17 protein-coding genes are annotated in these 17,729 nt (G+C 65.9%); 16 read left to right on the top strand and 1 reads right to left on the bottom strand.

Features of this window, described 5'->3' with window-relative positions; translation table 11 throughout:
- Positions 1-3: 3 nt before the first annotated feature.
- Genes BXE_RS17305 through BXE_RS17235 form a run of 15 tightly spaced genes read left to right on the top strand, consistent with a single transcriptional unit; the run spans position 4 to position 15,404 of the window.
- Positions 4-255 carry an acyl carrier protein gene (locus tag BXE_RS17305; RefSeq protein WP_007180827.1) on the top strand — a complete coding sequence of 84 codons (252 nt, stop codon included), beginning with the start codon at positions 4-6 and terminating at the stop codon, positions 253-255.
- A complete protein-coding gene (locus tag BXE_RS17300) occupies positions 255-917 on the top strand; it encodes a membrane protein (RefSeq protein WP_011489528.1) in 663 nt (220 codons plus the stop codon). Before BXE_RS17305 ends, BXE_RS17300 begins: the two co-directional genes overlap by 1 nt.
- Entirely contained in the window at positions 914-2,761 is a 1,848-nt protein-coding gene (locus BXE_RS17295; protein ID WP_011489527.1) for an AMP-binding protein, read from the top strand. Before BXE_RS17300 ends, BXE_RS17295 begins: the two co-directional genes overlap by 4 nt.
- Positions 2,758-4,485 carry a glycosyltransferase family 2 protein gene (locus BXE_RS17290; protein ID WP_011489526.1) on the top strand — a complete coding sequence of 576 codons (1,728 nt, stop codon included), beginning with the start codon at positions 2,758-2,760 and terminating at the stop codon, positions 4,483-4,485. Before BXE_RS17295 ends, BXE_RS17290 begins: the two co-directional genes overlap by 4 nt.
- Positions 4,472-6,067: an HAL/PAL/TAL family ammonia-lyase gene (hutH, locus tag BXE_RS17285; RefSeq protein ID WP_011489525.1), complete on the top strand. Its 1,596-nt coding sequence runs from the start codon at positions 4,472-4,474 to the stop codon at positions 6,065-6,067. The genes BXE_RS17290 and hutH overlap by 14 nt, the downstream gene beginning before the upstream one ends.
- Positions 6,064-6,495 carry an acyl-CoA thioesterase gene (locus tag BXE_RS17280; RefSeq protein ID WP_011489524.1) on the top strand — a complete coding sequence of 144 codons (432 nt, stop codon included), beginning with the start codon at positions 6,064-6,066 and terminating at the stop codon, positions 6,493-6,495. Before hutH ends, BXE_RS17280 begins: the two co-directional genes overlap by 4 nt.
- Complete coding sequence (locus BXE_RS17275; RefSeq protein WP_011489523.1) at positions 6,483-7,181, top strand: outer membrane lipoprotein carrier protein LolA; 699 nt, start codon at positions 6,483-6,485, stop codon at positions 7,179-7,181. Before BXE_RS17280 ends, BXE_RS17275 begins: the two co-directional genes overlap by 13 nt.
- Entirely contained in the window at positions 7,181-9,589 is a 2,409-nt protein-coding gene (locus BXE_RS17270) for an MMPL family transporter (RefSeq protein ID WP_011489522.1), read from the top strand. The genes BXE_RS17275 and BXE_RS17270 overlap by 1 nt, the downstream gene beginning before the upstream one ends.
- A complete protein-coding gene (locus BXE_RS17265; protein ID WP_011489521.1) occupies positions 9,586-10,767 on the top strand; it encodes a beta-ketoacyl-[acyl-carrier-protein] synthase family protein in 1,182 nt (393 codons plus the stop codon). Before BXE_RS17270 ends, BXE_RS17265 begins: the two co-directional genes overlap by 4 nt.
- An 8-nt stretch (positions 10,768-10,775) precedes the next feature.
- Positions 10,776-11,261, top strand: a complete 486-nt coding sequence (locus BXE_RS17260; RefSeq protein ID WP_038457447.1) for a hotdog family protein — start codon at positions 10,776-10,778, stop codon at positions 11,259-11,261.
- A complete protein-coding gene (locus BXE_RS17255; RefSeq protein WP_011489519.1) occupies positions 11,258-11,983 on the top strand; it encodes a 3-ketoacyl-ACP reductase FabG2 in 726 nt (241 codons plus the stop codon). The genes BXE_RS17260 and BXE_RS17255 overlap by 4 nt, the downstream gene beginning before the upstream one ends.
- Positions 11,983-13,209 (top strand): beta-ketoacyl-ACP synthase, encoded by a 1,227-nt coding sequence (locus BXE_RS17250; protein ID WP_011489518.1) that lies wholly within the window; start codon positions 11,983-11,985, stop codon positions 13,207-13,209. The genes BXE_RS17255 and BXE_RS17250 overlap by 1 nt, the downstream gene beginning before the upstream one ends.
- Complete coding sequence (locus BXE_RS17245; RefSeq protein WP_011489517.1) at positions 13,206-14,447, top strand: beta-ketoacyl-[acyl-carrier-protein] synthase family protein; 1,242 nt, start codon at positions 13,206-13,208, stop codon at positions 14,445-14,447. The genes BXE_RS17250 and BXE_RS17245 overlap by 4 nt, the downstream gene beginning before the upstream one ends.
- Positions 14,448-14,484: 37 nt before the next feature.
- Complete coding sequence (locus tag BXE_RS17240) at positions 14,485-14,907, top strand: hypothetical protein (RefSeq protein ID WP_011489516.1); 423 nt, start codon at positions 14,485-14,487, stop codon at positions 14,905-14,907.
- 53 nt (positions 14,908-14,960) lie between these two features.
- A complete protein-coding gene (locus BXE_RS17235) occupies positions 14,961-15,404 on the top strand; it encodes an excinuclease ABC subunit A (protein ID WP_011489515.1) in 444 nt (147 codons plus the stop codon).
- Between the two features lie 158 nt (positions 15,405-15,562).
- On the opposite strand, the gene BXE_RS17230 is transcribed toward BXE_RS17235, so the two are convergent.
- The gene (locus tag BXE_RS17230; protein ID WP_011489514.1) at positions 15,563-16,291 is read right to left on the bottom strand and encodes a class I SAM-dependent methyltransferase; all 729 of its coding nucleotides are present in this window, start codon (positions 16,289-16,291) and stop codon (positions 15,563-15,565) included.
- A gap of 109 nt (positions 16,292-16,400) precedes the next feature.
- Here BXE_RS17230 and BXE_RS17225 point away from each other — a divergent pair, with 109 nt between their 5' ends.
- Positions 16,401-17,645, top strand: a complete 1,245-nt coding sequence (locus tag BXE_RS17225) for an NAD(P)/FAD-dependent oxidoreductase (RefSeq protein ID WP_011489513.1) — start codon at positions 16,401-16,403, stop codon at positions 17,643-17,645.
- Positions 17,646-17,729 lie beyond the last annotated feature (84 nt).

Here is a 17,729-nt window from a genome sequence, read left to right as displayed (position 1 = left end):
ATCGTGTCCGAGGCAGAGATTCTGGAGCGCATCCGCGCCATCTTCAAAGAGAACTTCGCGATCGAGCCCGAGCGTGTCACGCCCGAAGCGCATCTGTTCGAAGACCTCGATCTCGACAGCATCGACGCCGTCGACCTCGCGATCAAACTGCAGGAAATGACCGGACGCCGCATCAAGCCGGAAGAGTTCAAGTCGGTGCGCACCGTCGGCGACGTGATCGGTGCGGTCGAGTCCCTGCTGGCGGCACAAGGCTGATGTGCGCCGCGCGCTCGCGCACGCAAGCGGCGCCGCAGCAGGCCGCCGATGCCTCGCCCGGCACCGGGCGCCGCCTGGGCAAAACCGTCGTGCAGGTGCTGCTGAAGCTCGCGTATCCCGCGCTGATCCTGTGCGCGTGGCGCTGGGACACGCCGCGCTATGTGGGCTGCATGCTGTTCGCGATCCTGTGGCTGCAACGCTGGGCCGGCAGCGGCCCGGTCGCGACCTCGCTGCGTCGGCTCTCCACGATCGACTGGAGCGTGGTTGGCTTGCTGAGCTGCGCGTCCGCGGCCATCGTGCTCACCAATAGCGAACTGCTGTTGCGTCTTTATCCGTCGCTCGTCAATCTGGGTTTGCTGATCGCATTCGGTGCGACGCTCGTGCGCGGGCCGTCCATGATCGAAAAATTCGCACGCCTCGGCAATCCCGACCTGGCGCCGGGCGCGGTGCGCCATACGCGGCGCGTGACCCAGGTGTGGTGTGGGTTCTTCGCGCTGAACGGCGTGTTTTCCGCTTATACGGCGCTGTCCTGGAGCCGTGCGAACTGGTCGCTCTATAACGGCGCGATCGCTTATGGGCTGATCGGCGTGCTGCTGGCGGCCGAAGTCGTCTGGCGTTATCTGGTCGTGCTGCCGCGCGCCGCGCGTTCGGAGGCGGCATGATCGCGCTGCATGATCTGTTGTCGGTGGTTCATGAGAGCGCCGCGCTGCGCACACCCGTTTGCCGGGAGGGTGGCACGGTGCTCGATCGCGCGGCGTTTCGCGCGCGCGTCGCCGCCTTGATCGCGCTCGTGCAAACGCGGGCCGCGCAACGCTACGCACTCTGTATCGACGATCCGTTCGATTTCGCCTGCGCGCTGTTCGCATTGTTCGCGTGCGGCAAGGAGCCGGTGATTCCGGCCAATGCGACGCCGGGCTATCTGGCCGATCTCGCGGATGCTTATGACGCGGTGTTGACCGATGCGGATTTGCCGCCGTTCGAGTTTGCTGCTAAAGCCAACGTTAGTGTCGACGCCGAAGCTGAAGTCAACGCAGTCATCCATGCCGATACCGGCCTCGACACGGGTGTCGAAGTCGGCGTCAGCGCAGCAGCGGCAGGCAACGCAGGAGTCGACACCGATACTGGAAACGCCGAGGCAGCCTCGGCGTACGCATCGAACGCCGCTTACCCGATCGCCCGCCACGCCCCGCTTACGCTTTACACATCCGGCAGCAGCGGCCGCCCCAAGCCGATCCGCAAAACGCTCGCGCAATTCAACGCCGAAGTGCACACACTGGAAAAACAATGGGGCGCGCTGGTCGGCGACGCGACGATGCTCGCGAGCGTGCCGCATCACCACATCTACGGTTTGCTGTTTCGCGTGCTGTGGCCGCTTGCCGCCGGCCGTGCCTTCGACCGTGCGGTCAGCATCGAGCCATTGCATCTGCAAGCGCAGATCGAACAATGCGGCGCGGTGGTGATCGTCTCGACGCCCGCGCAACTGTCGCGCTGGCCCGCGTTGCCCGGCTTTGCCGACCTGACGCCGGCGCCGCGCGCGTTCTTTTCGTCGGGCGGCCCGCTGGCGCCTGAAGCCGCGCAGGAATACGCCGCAGCCTATGGCGCGGCGCCGCTCGAAATTTACGGCAGCACGGAAACCGGCGGCATCGCATGGCGGCGCCAGGATCAGAGCGACGCCTGGCAACCGGTGGCCGGAATCGACGTGCGCCGCGACGAAGACGGCGCGCTGAACGTCCGCTCGCCGCACCTCGATCACACGGGCTGGCATCGCACCGACGACAGGATCGCTTTCGACGCCGACGGCCGTTTCCGCCTGCAAGGCCGGCTCGACCGCGTGCTCAAGCTCGACGGCAAACGCGTGTCGTTGCCGGAACTGGAAGCGCGCCTCGCGCTGCATCCGTATGTGGCGCAAGCGGCGATCGTGCCGCTGACGGGCGCCTCGCGCGAGCGCGTCGGCGCCGTCGTGGCGCTCACCGAAGCGGGCGGCGCGGCATTGCGCGACGAAGGCCGCGTGGCGCTCGCAAAAATGTTGCGCCGGCACCTCGCCGAATATTTCGACGTCGTGGTGCTGCCGCGCCATTGGCGTTTTCGCGTCACGCTGCCGTTCGACGCGCGCGGCAAACTGCCGGTGGCCGCCGTGGCGGCCGCGTTCGAGCCGCGCAGCGAAGGTGTCGAAGTGCTGGCCGAAGCGCGCAGCGGCGATACGCTGCATTACGAGTTGCGCGTGCCGCCCACGCTCGTGCATTTCGCCGGGCATTTTCCCGGCCTGCCGATTCTGCCCGGCGTCGTTCAGATCGACTGGGCGATGCGCCTCGCCGCCGACCACTTGCCGGCCGTGCGCGCGCTGGCGTCGATCGATCGTCTGAAGTTCATGGCGCCGGTGCCGCCGGGCGCCGTGCTCAAGCTCACGCTCGCTCACGACGCGGCGCGCCGGCGCGTGCAGTTCGCGTATCGCGTGAACGGCCGCGATTGCGCGTCCGGTGTGATCGTCTACGGGGCGCCGGCGTGAAGACCTTCTCCCCATGCATCGTCATTCCGATCTACAACCATAAGGACGCGATCAGCGCGACCGTCGCTCATCTCGCGGTTCACGGCCTGCCGTTTTTCGTCGTCGACGACGGCAGCGACGAGGCCACCCAGCAGGTGCTCGCCGTGCTCGCGCAGCAGTACGCGGGACAGCTCACGCTGCTGCGCCTGCCGCGCAACGGCGGTAAAGGCGCGGCGGTGATGGCGGGGCTGCGCGCCGCGCGCAAGGCGGGCTACACGCACGCGTTGCAGATCGACGCCGACGGCCAGCACGACGCCACCGACGTACCGCGTTTCATCGAAGCGGCGCGCGCCGAACCGGGCGCAGTGATTCTCGGCCGCCCGGTCTACGACGAGAGCGGGCCGAAAGCGCGTCTCTACGGCCGCTACCTGACGCACGTGTGGGTATGGATCGAAACGCTTTCGCTGACGATCCGCGATTCGATGTGCGGCTTTCGCCTTTATCCGCTGGCGCTGGCCTGCAATCTGATCGATAGCGTGCGGCTGCCCACGCGCATGGACTTCGACATCGAAATTCTCGTGCGTCTGTACTGGCGGCGCGCCGCGTTCCGCTCGATTCCGACACGCGTCACCTATGCGACTGACGGCGTCTCGCATTTCGACGTGCTGTGGGACAACGTGCGCATCAGCCGCAGTCATACGCGGCTCGTGTTCGGCATGCTGTGGCGTCTGCCCATGCTGCTCGCGCATAAGGTGATGCCGCGTCGTTCCGCACTTGCGGATGCGCCGGCCAAAGACAACGAACAGGACTGGTGGCGTATCGCCGAACGCGGCAGCCACCTGGGCATGTCGCTGCTCGCGCTCAGTTGCAAGCTGTTCGGCCGGCGCTTCACCGCGCTCTGGCTGCATCCGATCGTCGCGTATTTTCTGCTGACGGGGCGCGCCGCGCGCGAGGCCTCCGGCAACTACTTCAGGCATCTCGGCGAAGCCGCGCCGCAAGACGGTACGCCGCGTCCGGGCTGGCTCTCCGCGTATCGCCATATGCTGGCGTTCGCGCAATCGGGCTTCGACAAGCTCGCGGCCTGGTCGGGCCGCGTCAACAACGCCGACGTCGAGTTCGAAGATCCTTCGGCGTTCGAAGCATTGGTGGCGAGCGGCAAGGGCGCGCTCGTGATCGGCGCGCATCTCGGCAATCTGGAGATGACCCGCGCGCTCGCCGCGCAGGGCGCTTACGCGAAGGTCACGGCGGTCGTCTATACGGAACACGCGCGCCGCTTCAATAGCGTGCTGGCTTCGGCCAATAGCGAGTTCGCGCGGCATTTGCTCGAAGTGCGCGACTTCGGACCCGAGACCGCGATGATGATGCAGGAGCGCGTCGATGCCGGCGAGCTGCTGGTGATCGTCGGCGACCGTGTGCCCGCACACGAAGCAGGCCGCACGACTGAAGCACGATTTCTCGGCTCTACCGCGCCGTTCGCGCAAGGCCCGTATGTGCTCGCGCATGCATTGGGCTGCCCGGTCTATCTGTTCTTCTGCCTGAAAGAGCGCGACGGCTACCGTCTTTATTTCGAACCGTTCGCGGAGCGCATCGAACTGCCGCGCCGCGAACGCGCGCAGCATCTTGCCGCGTGGGCGCAGCGTTACGCCGTGCGTCTCGAACACTATTGCCGCAAGGCACCTTATCAATGGTTCAACTTCTTCGATTTCTGGGCCAGCCCCAAGCGAGGCGCGAATGGCCGAACATGATCTGATCGATGTACCGGAGGCGGGCGCAAACGTGAACACGGCAGCCGTGGTAATAGGCGGGCGCAAGCTGACGATCGAAGAGGTCGTCGCGATTGCGCGGCACCGCGCGCCGGTCGCCTTGAGCGCCGATCCGGCATGGCGCGCGCGCATCCAGCGCGGCGCGGATTTTCTGCGCCGGCATCTGGCCGCGGGCGCGACCGTGTACGGCGTCAACACCGGTTACGGCGATGCCTGCGTGGTCGACGTGCCGATGGAACTGGTCGAAGCACTGCCGCTGCAACTCACGCGCTATCACGGCTGCGGCATGGGCCAGTATCTCGACGAAGCGCAAACGCTCGCGGTGATCGCCGCGCGGCTCAACTCGCTCGCATACGGTTTTTCGGGCGTGCGTCCGGTGTTGCTCGAACGTCTCGCCGATCTGGTCAATCATCGCGTGTTGCCGCGCATTCCGTCGGAAGGCTCGGTCGGCGCGAGCGGCGATCTCACGCCGCTTTCGTATGTGGCCGCCGCGCTCGCCGGTGAGCGCGACGTAATGTTCGAAGGGCAGTTGCGCAACGTGCGCGAGGTGTGGACCGAACTCGGTCAAACGCCGCTCACGCTCGCGCCGAAAGAAGGGCTTGCGCTGATGAACGGCACCGCCGTGATGACGGGTCTCGCCTGTCTCGCGTTTGCGCGCGCCGATCATCTCACGCGGCTCACCGCGCGCCTGACGGCGCTGTGCACGGTCGCGCTCGACGGCCGTGCCGCGCATTTCGACGCAATGCTGTTCGAGGTGAAGCCGCACGCCGGCCAGGCCGAAGCGGCGGCATGGATCCGCGACGACCTGGCCGGGCGCGACGACACGCCGGGCCACCGTTTGCAGGACCGCTATTCGATTCGCTGCGCGCCGCACGTGATCGGCGTGGCGCGCGACGCGCTTTCGTGGGTACGCCGCGACATCGAGAACGAACTGAACAGCGCGAACGACAACCCGCTGATCGATCCGGACAACGAACGCGTGCTGCACGGCGGCAACTTCTACGGCGGTCATATCGCTTTCGCGATGGACTCGCTGAAGGTCGCGGTCGCCAACCTCGCCGATCTGATGGACCGGCAACTGGCGCTTCTCGTCGACGTCAATTTCAATAACGGCTTGCCGCGCAATCTGTCGGGCGCTACGTCCGCGCGCGCCGCGATCAATCACGGGTTCAAGGCGGTGCAGATTTCCTCATCCGCATGGACCGCCGAAGCATTGAAGAACACCATGCCCGCCAGCGTTTTCTCGCGCTCCACCGAGGCGCACAACCAGGACAAGGTCAGCATGGGCACGATCGCCGCGCGCGACTGCCTGCGCGTGCTGGAACTGACCGAACAGGTGGCGGCAGCGCATACGCTCGCAACCGTGCAAGCTGCCCGTCTGCGATTGAAGATCGATAGCGGAACACCGGTTCCCGCGCCGCTGCGAACGTTCATGGAGAGCGTGAGCGCGCAGTCGCCGTTCGTGGACGAAGACCGCGCGCTCGAACACGAACTGCGCGCCCTGACCGCGCGCATTGCCGCGTGCGATCTGCTGCGGGACTATCGCGGAGGACCGGACGCATGACAGGTTCCCGCAAAGTGCTGAGCGCGAGCGCGACGGTGGAAGTGCCGTTCCACGATGTCGATGCGATGAACGTGTGCTGGCATGGGCACTATCTGAAGTACTTCGAGATTGGCCGCGCGGCGCTGCTGCGCGCTTTCGACTACGACTATCGCGAGATGCAGGCTTCCGGCTACCTGTGGCCGATCGTCGAAGCGCATCTGAAATACGTGCGGCCGGCTACCTACGGTCAGCAGATCGAAGTGCGCTCGCAACTGCTCGAACACGAAAACCGCCTGAAAATAGGCTATGAAATCGTCGATTGCGCGTCCGGCACGCGCCTGACCAAGGGCTATACGATCCAGGTCGCGGTCGATGCCGCTACCCAGGAGTTGCAGTTCGTCTCACCGCCGGTCGTGTTCGACAAGCTGGAGCGCGTATGGGGACGGTGAATTTGCGCGCGGTGATCGTGGGTACATTGAGCACGCTGAGTGTGGCGAGTGTGCTAGCCGCGACAGTCGTATGGACGCAGGCCGCATCGGCCGCGCCGTCGGTATCGGCGAAAGAAGCCGCGCCCGGCAACCCCGCACTCGTCTCGCAGATCGCCGCGCATCTCGCGCAGGCGCGGGGCGTGCGCGCCCAATTCACGCAGACGCAAACGCTGGCAGCGATGAAGCAGCCGCTCGTCAGCACCGGCTCGCTGTTGTTCTTCCGCGAGCGCGGTGTGATCTGGCAGATCGACAAGCCATACAAGACCACCTATGTAATCACCGACGCCGGCGTGGTGGAAGTCGATGCCAACGGCCAGCGCGTCGCGGCGCACAGCGCCCAGGGTACGCGCGGCGTCGCGCAAGTCTCGAAGATGATGCGCGCGATGCTCGGCGGCGATCTGTCGGCGCTGTACTCGCAATTCGACGTGGAAGCCCAGGGTAACGCCGCGCAATGGCGCATGCAGCTCACGCCGAACCAGCCGCAGATCGCGCAGTCGATCAAAGGTCTGGCAATGAGCGGCGGCGACTATCTGCAGAGCCTGCGCATCACGTTAGCAAATGGCGACGTCACCCAACTCGACTTCACGAAGAGCGCGGCCGTGACCGAACTCAGCGCGGCTGAGCGCGGCCTGCTCGGGGCGCCGTAATGGAGATGCTGCAACAGCGGTCGCCGAAACAGGTGTGGAGCGTGCGCGCCGCGTGGCTGCTGCTCGCGCTCGTGGCGGCGCTGTATTGCGGCTGGCGTTTCGCCGGACCGTCGCCGCTGCAAACCAATCTGCTCGCGCTATTACCCGCGACCGAGGCCGATCCGGTCGCCGAACAGGCCGTGGATACGCTGGCGAGCGCGCTTGGCGACCGCACGGTTTTTCTGGTCACCAGCAACGACGACGCGCACGCGAAGGCGGCCGCGAAACAGCTGGGTGCGTCGCTGCAAAAGAGCGGCGCGTTCGGTTCGGTGACGGCGGAATTGCCGCCGTTCGATCTGTCGCAAATCGCGGCGCTGTACATGCCGTACCGCTTCGGCCTGCTGGCGCCGGCGGACCGCACGGCATTGGCCAATGGCGCGGCGGGCAGCACGTTGCGGGACACGCTCGCGCAGCGCATCTACAGCCCGTTGCGCGGCGGCCTCACCACGCCGCTCGCCGACGATCCGTTCGGCTGGCTCGAACACTGGCTCGGCGGCCTGCCGCTGGCCACCTCGAATCTCGAACTCGAAGACAACATGCTGGTTTCGCATCACGGCGCCGCCACCAGTGTGCTGATCGTCGCGACGCTGCCGGGTTCGGCGTACGAAACGAAAACGCAGCACGCCGTGCTCGCGGCGCTGGCCGAAAGCGAAAGCGCCTTGAAGCAGTCGTTCCCCGATGTCTCTGTGGCGAGAACAGGCGCCGTGTTTTACGCGGAAGCGGCGCGCAGTGCATCGGAACATGAGGTGCATCTGATCGGCATTGCATCGCTGTGCGGTATCGCGCTGCTGATGATGTGGGTGTTCCGTTCGCCGCGTCTGCTATTGCTCGGCTTCGTATCGACCGCGCTCGGCATAGTTTGCGCGCTCGCGGTGACGATGCTGATTTTCGGCAAGCTGCATCTGTTGACGCTCGTGTTCGGCGCCAGCCTGATCGGCGAGGCGGTCGACTATTCGATCCAGTACTTCGTGGTGTATCTCGGCGCGCAGCGCGACTGGGACGCACGGCGCGGCGCGCGCGCCGTGCGTCCCGCGCTGAGCGTGGCGCTGGCGACGAGCCTGCTCGGCTACGCGATTCTCACATGGGTGCCGTTTCCCGCGCTCAAGCAGATTGCCTGCTTCGCGATTGCAGGGATCACGACGGCGTTCGCCTCCGTGCTGTGGCTGCTGCCCGCGTTGCTCACGCGCGCGCCTGAACGCAGCCCGCAGCGCGTGTTTGCAGGCGCGGCGCGTGTGCTGGCGGTATGGCATCGCACGATCGGCGGCAAGCGGGCGTGGTTTGTCGCGGCGCTGCTGCTGTTGCTGGCGATTCCCGGCTGGCTGCGTTTGAGCAGCGACGACGACATCCATCTGCTGATCCAGCGCGATGCCGTGCTCGTCGCGCAGGAAGACAAGGTGCGCGCGGCGGTCGGCGTGGATAACAGCGCGCAGTTTTTCGTGGTGCGCGGCGAGACGCCGGAACGCGTGCTGCAACGCGCCGAAGCGTTGGGGACGAAGCTGGATGCATTGAACGGAACAGCGAACAAGGTCGGCAGTTATCAGTCGGTTGCGCAATTCGTGCCGTCGGCGAAACAGCAGAATGAGGACCGCGCGTTGCTCGCGCAGCACGTGTTCGGCGACCGTGCCGCGTTGCGCGCCACGCTCCTGCAAGCCGGCTTCAAGGACGAAGTCGCCGACGCCTGGCTCGCCGCGTACGCGAAACCGCAAGCACCGCTGACGGTCGATACGTGGCTCGCGGCGCCGTGGTCGCAACCGTACAAACACCTTTGGCTCGGCGAAGTCGATGCATCCACGAAGGCCTATGCCGCGGTCGTCATTCCGCAAGGCGTGACGCCGCGGAACGAACCCGCGTTGATCGCGTTGGCGCAAGGCTTGCCCGGCGTCGTGTTCGTCGACAAGGCCGCCAGCGTGTCGAAACTGTTCGGCGCATATCGCGTGGATAGCGGCTGGTGGCTCGGCGGCGCGCTGGCCACCGTGCTCGTTCTGCTGATGCTGCGTTACCGCGTGCGCGGCGGCATCGCCGTGGCTTTGCCGGTGCTGCTTGCCGTGGGCGTCACGCTCGCCGTATTCGGCTACGTTCACGTGCCGCTCAATCTGTTCAACTGGCTCGCGCTGATGCTCGTGCTCGGCGTAGGCGCAAACTATGCCGTATTCCTGCGTGAAGGCTGCCTGCGCGCGGACGCCGACCTCGGCGCGGTGTGGACCGGCGTGTTGTTGTCGGCGGCCACCACGCTGTTGTCGTTCGGCATGCTCGGCATGAGCGCCATGCCCGCGCTGAAAAGTTTTGGCGCGACGCTCGCGCTCGGCATCGCGGTCTCGGTGCTGCTCGCGCCGATCGGCATGCCATCGGAATCAAGGAGGGCCGCATGAAGGCGCCATCAGTTTATTTGCACGCGCTCGGCATGATCAACGCGCTCGGCGGCGACCTCGACAGCATTGTCCCGGCGCTTGCCGCCGGCCGTTCGCCGGGTATGGCGAACGCGCATACGGGGATCGGCGAGGCGTTCGTCGGCAGCGTGCTCGCGCCGCTGGAGCTGGCGCCGCGCGCCGAACTCGCCCGCTACGACTGCCGCAATAACCGCTTGCTGCTCGCCGCGCTGGCGCAGATCGCGCCCGCTGTTGAAGCGGCGCGCGAACGTTACGGCGCGCATCGCGTCGGCGTGGTGCTCGGCACCAGCACGTCGGGCATCGAGGCCGCTGAAGCCGCGTTCGTCTATCAGGCGCAGGCCGGCGATCTTCCCGCGAACTTCAACTACCGGCAGATGGAAATCGGCACCGCCGCGCCGTTCGCCGCCGCCGCGCTCGGCCTGCACGGTCCGGCGTTCACCATTTCGACCGCGTGCACATCGAGCGCGAAAGCCTTTGCGTCGGCACGCCGGCTGTTGCAGTTGCAACTATGCGATGCGGTCGTGGTGGGCGGTGTCGATTCGCTGTGCGAGCTCACGGTGCAGGGTTTCGCATCGCTCGAATCGACCAGCAACGTGCGCAGCAATCCGATGAGCCGCAATCGTTGCGGGATCAATGTCGGCGAAGGCGCGGCCGTGTTCCTCATGAGCCGCGACGAGGCGATGGTGCGCGTCGCGGGCGTGGGCGAATCGAGCGACGCGCATCACATTTCCTCGCCGGACCCGCAGGGCGTGGGCGGCGAACTCGCGCTGCGCGCGGCGCTCGCGGATGCGGGTGTCGAATCGGCGGCGATCGGCTACGTGAATCTGCACGCCACCGCCACGCGCAAGAACGACGAGATGGAAGCCCACCTGATGTCGCGCGTCTTTCCCGGCGGCGTGCCGACCAGCGGCACCAAGCCGTTGACCGGCCACCAGCTCGGCGCGGCGGGCGCGACCGAACTCGGCTTCGCCTGGCTGACGCTGGCGCGTGAGAACGTGCCGTTGCCGCGTCATCTGTGGGACGGTGAAGCCGATCCGGCATTGCCGCCGCTGGATCTCGTGGAAAGCGAGCGGTTTTTGCCGCAAGGCGGCGCGCAGTACGCAATGAGCAATTCATTTGCTTTCGGCGGCAGCAACGTCAGCCTGATTCTTGCCCGATGAGCCACGCCATGAACCCGACGCGCACCGTTCAGGAACTGGTCCGGCAGCCGATCGAGGCGATCATCCCGCATCGCGGCACCATGCTGCTGATCGACGCCGTGGAAACGTTCGACGAACAGACGCTGAGCGCGCGCGCCACCGTGCGCGCCGACGCCTGGTATGCCGACGCCGAAGGCGCCATGCCCGCGTGGATCGGCATCGAACTGATGGCACAGGCGATCGCCGCGCACGTCGCGCTGCTGGCCATGCGCGGCGGCGGCCGCGCGCGGCCGGGCGTGCTGCTCGGCTCGCGCAGCTACAAGGCATTGCAACCGTCGTTCGCCGCCGGCGCGCAGTTGTCGATCCACGTGATGGAACTGCTGCGCAGCGAAGAAGGCCACGGCGCCTACGAATGCACGATCCGGCATGGCGGCGCGGACTGCGCGGAAGCCGTCATTAAGGTTTTTCAACCAGCTGATTTTCAGTCATTCATCGAAGGGAGTTTCAGTTCATGAGCCGGCGTGTTCTCGTTACCGGCGCAAGCCGTGGCATTGGCCGCGCGATTGCGTACAAGTTGGCCGCCGACGGCTTCGCGGTCTCCGTGCATTGCCGCACGGGGCGCAGCGAGGCCGACGCGGTTGCCACGGGTATCGCCGCGCAGGGCGGCACGGCGCGCGTGTTGCAGTTCGACGTGCGCGAGCGCGCCGTGTGCCGCGAAGTGCTCGAAGCCGACGTCGCGGCGAACGGCCCGTATTACGGCATCGTGTGCAGCGCGGGCGTGACCCGCGACGCGGCGTTCCCCGCGCTCAGCGGGGAAGACTGGGACGTGGTGATCGAAACCGGACTCGACTCGTTCTACAACGTCGTCCATCCGTTGACCATGCCGATGGTGCGGGCCCGCCAGGGCGGCCGTATCGTCACGATCGCTTCGGTGTCCGGCGTAATGGGCAATCGCGGGCAGGTGAACTACAGCGCGGCGAAAGCCGGCCTGATCGGCGCGACCAAGGCGCTCGCCGTCGAACTGGCGACGCGCAACATCACCGTCAATTGTGTCGCGCCGGGTTTGATCGAAACCGGCATGCTCGACGAGCTGCCGCTCGAACAGGTGTTGAAGACGGTGCCGATGAACCGCGTCGGCCAGCCCGCCGAGGTGGCCTCCGTGGTCAGCTTCCTGATGTCGGATGCGGCCTCGTATGTCACGCGCCAGGTGATCGGCGTGAACGGCGGGATGATCTGATGAAGCGCGTCGTCATTACCGGCATGGGCGGCGTCACGGCATTGGGCGACAGCTGGGACGTGATCGAAACGCGTCTGAGGAGCGGCGTGAACGCCGTGCGGCGCATGCCCGAATGGGACTACTTCGAGTCGCTGCATACGCGGCTTGCGTGTCCGCTGCCGGGGTTCACGATGCCCGCGCATTATCCGCGCAAGAAGACCCGCTCGATGGGACCGGTCTCGATGTACTCGGTGCGCGCGAGCGAACTGGCGCTCGCCGACGCGGGCCTCGCCGACGACGCCACCATCAAGGACGGCCGCATGGGCGTCGCGTACGGTTCGTCGTCGGGCTCGGTGCAGCCGATCCGCGCTTTCGGCACGATGCTCGAAACCGGCTCGATGAGCGACGTCACCTCCAACAGCTACGTGCAGATGATGCCGCACACCACCGCGGTCAACGTCAGCCTGTTCTGGGATCTGAAAGGGCGGATCATTCCGACCTCGTGCGCGTGCGCCTCGGGCAGCCAGGCAATCGGCTATGCGTATGAAGCGATCCAGACCGGCAAGCAGACGCTGATGCTGGCGGGCGGCGCGGAGGAACTGTCGGGCCCGGCGGTCGCCGTGTTCGATACGCTGTACGCCACCAGCACGCGCAACGACGAGCCGCATCTGACGCCGCGTCCGTTCGACGCCGCGCGCGACGGCCTCGTGGTCGGCGAAGGCGCGGCCACCCTGGTGCTCGAAGAATACGGGCACGCGGTGGCGCGCGGTGCGCGGATTCACGCGGAGATCGTCGGCTTCGGCTGCAATTCGGACGGCGCGCATATGACGCAGCCGACCGCCGAAACAATGGCGCTCGCGATGCAACTCGCGCTCAGGGATGCTCAGCTCGCGCCTGAAGCGATTGCCTACGTGAATGCGCACGGCACCTCGACGGATCGCGGCGATATTGCCGAAAGCCACGCGACCGCGCAGACCTTCGGCGCGCACATGCCGATCAGTTCGCTCAAGAGCTATGTCGGCCATACGCTCGGCGCGTGCGGCGCGCTCGAAGCCTGGTGGACCATCGAGATGATGAAGCGCAACTGGTATGCGCCGACCTTGAACCTGACCCGCGTCGATCCGGCCTGCGCGCCGCTCGATTACATCGCCGGCACGGGCCGGCAGATCGATGCCGAATACGTGATGAGCAACAACTTCGCGTTCGGCGGCATCAACACGTCGCTGATTTTCAGGCGCGTTCGATGAGCATGGCGCTGCAACGCGTGGTCGTGACCGGTATGGGGATCGTGTCGTGTCTCGGCAATACGCTCGACGAAGTTGCCTCGGCGTTGCGCGCGGGCCGCTCGCGCATTCAGCGGATCGACGCCTGGCGAGAGCGCGGCTTCGCTTCCCAGGTGGCGGGCGTTGCGTCGGTTGCGCACGAACCGCCGTTTGAGCGCAAGCTCGAACGCTTCATGGGCGACACGGCGCGGTTCGCCTGTCACGCCGCGCGCAACGCGATCAGCGACGCCGGGCTCGATGCCGCGGCGTTGCGCTCGCCGCGCGCCGGCACGGTGATCGGTTCGGGCGTCGGCACGATGTCCACTTACGACGCGGCGATGGCAACCGCGCACGCTCGCGGTGTCGACAAGGTGCCGCCGTACACGGTGCCGCATGCGATGAGCAGCACCGCGTCGGCGAACGTCGCGCAGGTGTTCGGGCTCGAAGGCGTCAGCTATTCGCCGTCATCGGCGTGTACGACCTCGGCGCTCGCGATCGGGCAGGCGATGCAGCTGATCCAGACCGGCCGCCAGCAGATCGTGCTGGCCGGCGGCAGCGAGTCGCTGCACGACAACATGACGCTCATGTTCGACGCAATGGGCGCGCTGTCGCGCCGCTTCAACGACACGCCGCAGCGCGCATCGCGTCCTTATGACACGGAGCGCGACGGCTTCGTGATCGCGTCGGGTGGCGGCGTGCTGGTGCTCGAATCGCTCGAGTACGCGCTCGCACGCGGCGCGCGCATCTACGCGGAACTCACCGGATTCGGCGACTGCACGGACAGCGCCGGCATGGTCGCGCCGCGCGCGGCGGGGATCGCGCGCGCCATGCGCGGCGCGCTGCATGAAGCGGGCAAGCGGCCCGATTACGTCAACACGCACGCACCGTCGACACCGCTCGGCGATACGGAGGAATTGCGCGCGTTGAGCGAAGTGTTCGGCGCGGCGTTCGATCGTCGCGTGCCGGCGTTTTCATCGACCAAGGGGATGACGGGGCATCCGCTCGGCGCTTGCGGCGCGCACGAGGCGATCTACACGCTGCTGATGATGCGTGACGGCTTCATTGCTGGCACGGCGGGCATCGACACGCCGGAGCCGGCCGTCGACGGCATGCCGCTCGTGCGCGTCACGCGTGAGGCGCGTATCGACACGGCGATGTCGGTTTCATTCGGGTTCGGCGGCAGTTGCGCGAGCCTGGTGTTCGAAGCATGGCAGGGCGGCTGAAACGGCCGCGACTTTAAAAAAAACGAGGGTAAGAAAAATGAAAAAAACAGCTGCATTGGGCGCACTGGCGGTGGTGGTGTTGACGCAGGCGGGATGCGCCACCCAGGTGAAGTCGTTGCCGCTCGCGGCAGCCGCCGGCGAATCGCGCGGCGGCGTGCCGGTGTATTTCGGCCAGCAGGACCACCCGGCGGTCAGGACTCGACTAGGCGACGTGTCGTACTCGGTGCGGATCGCGCGCAAGGTCGCCGGTCCCGACGACGCTTGCCACGAAGCACTCGCCGAAGCGGTGCAGAAGTTGCGCGCGGCGGCGAACGAACGCCACGCCAACGCTGTAATCGATGTGTCGACGCGCTTTCACAGCACCGAGAGCAATTCGTCGGCCGAATTCACATGCGGGGTCAGCCCCAGCGCCGCCGCGATTGCCGTGAAGGGACAACTCGTCGTGCTGGAATCGAATTGAGCCGGATCGAAAATAGAACTCACCAGAGCAACAACAACCACCAAGGAGTCTCAATGAAACGCCAAGTGCTGTTTGCCGCATTGTTTGCTTCGTTCGCCACGCTGAGTGCCGCGCCGGCTTTTGCCCGCGATACGGTCAACTACTATCCGGTCGATCAGGCCTTGCAAAGCGAACCCGGCAAAGTGAGCGACGACGTCGCGCTGTATTTCGCGGGTCAGCACCATCCGGCTGTCGTCAAGACGATGGGCGAATTCGCGACCAACAAGAAGACCAACGCGTTCGGCAAGAGCGATTTGCAGGCCTGCCAGCACGTTTTCCTCTCGGCGGTGATCGAATTGCAGGAACGCGCGCGCAAGGAAGGCGGCAATGCGGTGATCAACATCAAGAGCAACTACAAGAACGAATTGCGTGAAAGCGCAACCGAGTACACCTGTGGCGCGGGCGCGGTGATCGCCGGCGTGGCGTTGACCGGCGAAGTCGTGACGCTGCGCAAGTAAGGGCAATTATGCGCAAGTGAGCGCAAATGAGCGCGGGTCGGTGCGGATCCGCGCGAGCACCGCAGGAAAGGCGGCGAAGTCGCCGCCGCCTCGCGCTGTTTTGCCGCGCCAGGCTCGCGGCTTGCTGCTTGATGCTTGCTGTGTGGCTGTGTTGCGGATCAACCGGTTTTAATCGCCGCGACATTGACCAGCGTTTCACGACGCTTGCCCGGTTGCGGGTGAGAGAGGCCGAGCCGTTCCAGAAGACCGAAGTCTTTCGCGCGGCTCCACCACAGGTAGGGCAATGAAACATTGCGCTCGCTGAAGCCGAAGCCGCCGCGCCGGATCATGTCGAGGTAGCCGTCGGCGCTCTTTTGCACCTGCATTGGATGACGGAACAGCAGCCGGATCACCCACGATTTGATGTACGCGTCCGTGGACTCGGCGAACAGCAGCACGCCGCCGGGTTTGAGCACGCGGCGGAACTCGGCGAGTGCACGATCCTGCTCGACGAGATGATGGAAGGTCTGATGGCAGAAGACGATATCGGCGCTTGCGTCGGGCAGCGGCAATTGCGCGCAGTCGCCGTGCAGCAGTTCGATATCGGCGAGCGTGTCGCGGCAGGCGGCGGCCGCTTGCGAGGCGAGCGTCAGCGACGGCTCGTGGAAGTCGATGCCGACAATGCGCCGCGGCCTGAATGCCTCGGCGAGCAGACGGAACGACAGGCCCTGGCCGCAGCCGGCGTCGACGATTACCGGCGCCTCGGGCAACGGCGTGTCGATGAGGCGTTTGAGGTCGTTGATCGCGACCCGCAACACGTGGTGCTTCCAGGTGTAGGTACGCAGGAACCAGATCCCGAACGCCGTTTCCGGCACGTAGGGCACGCTGGATGTTTCGGATGGCGACACGCTGGGCTCCCCGGCGAAATGGCGTTGTTGTTGTCAGAGTGTAATTGCAACGAGATGTAAGGATGCAGCGAATCGCTGCTCCGGGCAAGCCCAAACGATTGAGGCAAATTTGAGTACACATTCGTCAACGCGCACGACCGTCGATGTCGTGATCATCGGTGCCGGACCGGCAGGCGCGGTTGCGGCGGCGCTGCTGCGCAAGGCCGGGCGCTCCGTGGTGGTGCTGGAGCGCCAGCACTTTCCGCGCTTTTCCATCGGCGAGAGCCTGCTGCCGCAAAGCATGGCCTACCTCGAAGAAGCCGGTATGCTGCAGGCCGTGGTAGAAGCCGGTTTCCAGTACAAGAACGGCGCGCATTTCATCTATCGCGACAAGTCGTCGGCGTTCGATTTCCGTGACAAGCATTCGCCGGGTTGGGGCACGACGTATCAGGTCGAACGCGCGGTGTTCGACGACATCCTGATTCGCTGCGCCGCGCAGCAGGGCGCCGACGCGCGCTTCGGGCACACGGTGCGCGCGGTTCAGACGGGCGCCATGCCTTTGGTCGACGTGGTCGACGAAGCGGACCACGCGTATCAGATCGAAGCGCGTTTCGTGTTCGACGCGAGCGGCTTTGGCCGTGTGCTGCCGCGTTTGCTGAACCTCGAAGCACCGACGCGCATGCCCACGCGCGCGGCGATCTTCACGCACGTGCAGGACGGCATTCCGGCCGGCATGACCGATCGCAACAAGATCTGTGTGGCCACGCATCCGGAGCACCGCGACGTGTGGTTCTGGATGATTCCGTTGGCGGGCGGCCGCTCGTCGGTGGGTTGCGTTGCCGAGGCGAGTTTTCTCGACGTGCCGGAAGCGGCGCGCGATGCGAAACTGCGCGCGCTGATCCAGCAGGAGCCGACGTTGAACCGTTTGATCGGCAGCGCGCCGTTCCTGATGCCGGTGCGCCACATCGGCGGTTATGCGGCCAACGTGGAGCGTTTGCATGGACCGGGTTACGCGCTGCTCGGCAATGCGGGCGAGTTTCTCGATCCGGTGTTTTCATCCGGTGTGACGATCGCGCTGCGCTCCGCGCATCTCGCGGTGCAGACGTTGAACCGGCAACTGGACGGCGAACAGGTGGACTGGTCGGCGGATTACGACGTGCCGTTGCGCAAGGGCATCGATACGTTCCGCGCTTTCGTCGAACGCTGGTACTCGGGCGCGTTGCAGGACATCATTTTCTATCCGGAACAGGCGCCGTCGATCCGCCGCATGATCAGCGCGGTGCTGGCGGGTTATGCGTGGGACGAGTCGAATCCGTATGTCGCCGATCCGGTGCGGCGGCTGAATGCGTTGCACGAGGTGTGCACGCATCGTTGATGCATATTGCTGCAAGGTGTGGGCAAATGAAAACGGCGCTTCGAAATCGAAGCGCCGTTTTCTATTCAGCCGTGTGAATCACGC

This window comes from Paraburkholderia xenovorans LB400 (assembly GCF_000013645.1).
In the GTDB taxonomy this organism is placed as follows: Bacteria; Pseudomonadota; Gammaproteobacteria; order Burkholderiales; family Burkholderiaceae; genus Paraburkholderia; species Paraburkholderia xenovorans.
Note: the sequence above shows the minus strand (reverse complement) of the source record. Positions and strands in the feature narration are given on the sequence as shown.

Excerpts from the sequence above, each read along its gene's own strand:
- BXE_RS17300 (WP_011489528.1), top strand. The coding sequence starts at position 255 with ATGTGCGCCGCGCGCTCGCGCACGCAAGCGGCGCCGCAGCAGGCCGCC.
- BXE_RS17295 (WP_011489527.1), top strand. The coding sequence starts at position 914 with ATGATCGCGCTGCATGATCTGTTGTCGGTGGTTCATGAGAGCGCCGCG.
- hutH (WP_011489525.1), top strand. The coding sequence starts at position 4,472 with ATGGCCGAACATGATCTGATCGATGTACCGGAGGCGGGCGCAAACGTG.
- BXE_RS17280 (WP_011489524.1), top strand. The coding sequence starts at position 6,064 with ATGACAGGTTCCCGCAAAGTGCTGAGCGCGAGCGCGACGGTGGAAGTG.
- BXE_RS17275 (WP_011489523.1), top strand. The coding sequence starts at position 6,483 with ATGGGGACGGTGAATTTGCGCGCGGTGATCGTGGGTACATTGAGCACG.
- BXE_RS17270 (WP_011489522.1), top strand. The coding sequence starts at position 7,181 with ATGGAGATGCTGCAACAGCGGTCGCCGAAACAGGTGTGGAGCGTGCGC.
- BXE_RS17265 (WP_011489521.1), top strand. The coding sequence starts at position 9,586 with ATGAAGGCGCCATCAGTTTATTTGCACGCGCTCGGCATGATCAACGCG.
- BXE_RS17260 (WP_038457447.1), top strand. The coding sequence starts at position 10,776 with ATGAACCCGACGCGCACCGTTCAGGAACTGGTCCGGCAGCCGATCGAG.
- BXE_RS17255 (WP_011489519.1), top strand. The coding sequence starts at position 11,258 with ATGAGCCGGCGTGTTCTCGTTACCGGCGCAAGCCGTGGCATTGGCCGC.
- BXE_RS17250 (WP_011489518.1), top strand. The coding sequence starts at position 11,983 with ATGAAGCGCGTCGTCATTACCGGCATGGGCGGCGTCACGGCATTGGGC.
- BXE_RS17245 (WP_011489517.1), top strand. The coding sequence starts at position 13,206 with ATGAGCATGGCGCTGCAACGCGTGGTCGTGACCGGTATGGGGATCGTG.
- BXE_RS17240 (WP_011489516.1), top strand. The coding sequence starts at position 14,485 with ATGAAAAAAACAGCTGCATTGGGCGCACTGGCGGTGGTGGTGTTGACG.
- BXE_RS17235 (WP_011489515.1), top strand. The coding sequence starts at position 14,961 with ATGAAACGCCAAGTGCTGTTTGCCGCATTGTTTGCTTCGTTCGCCACG.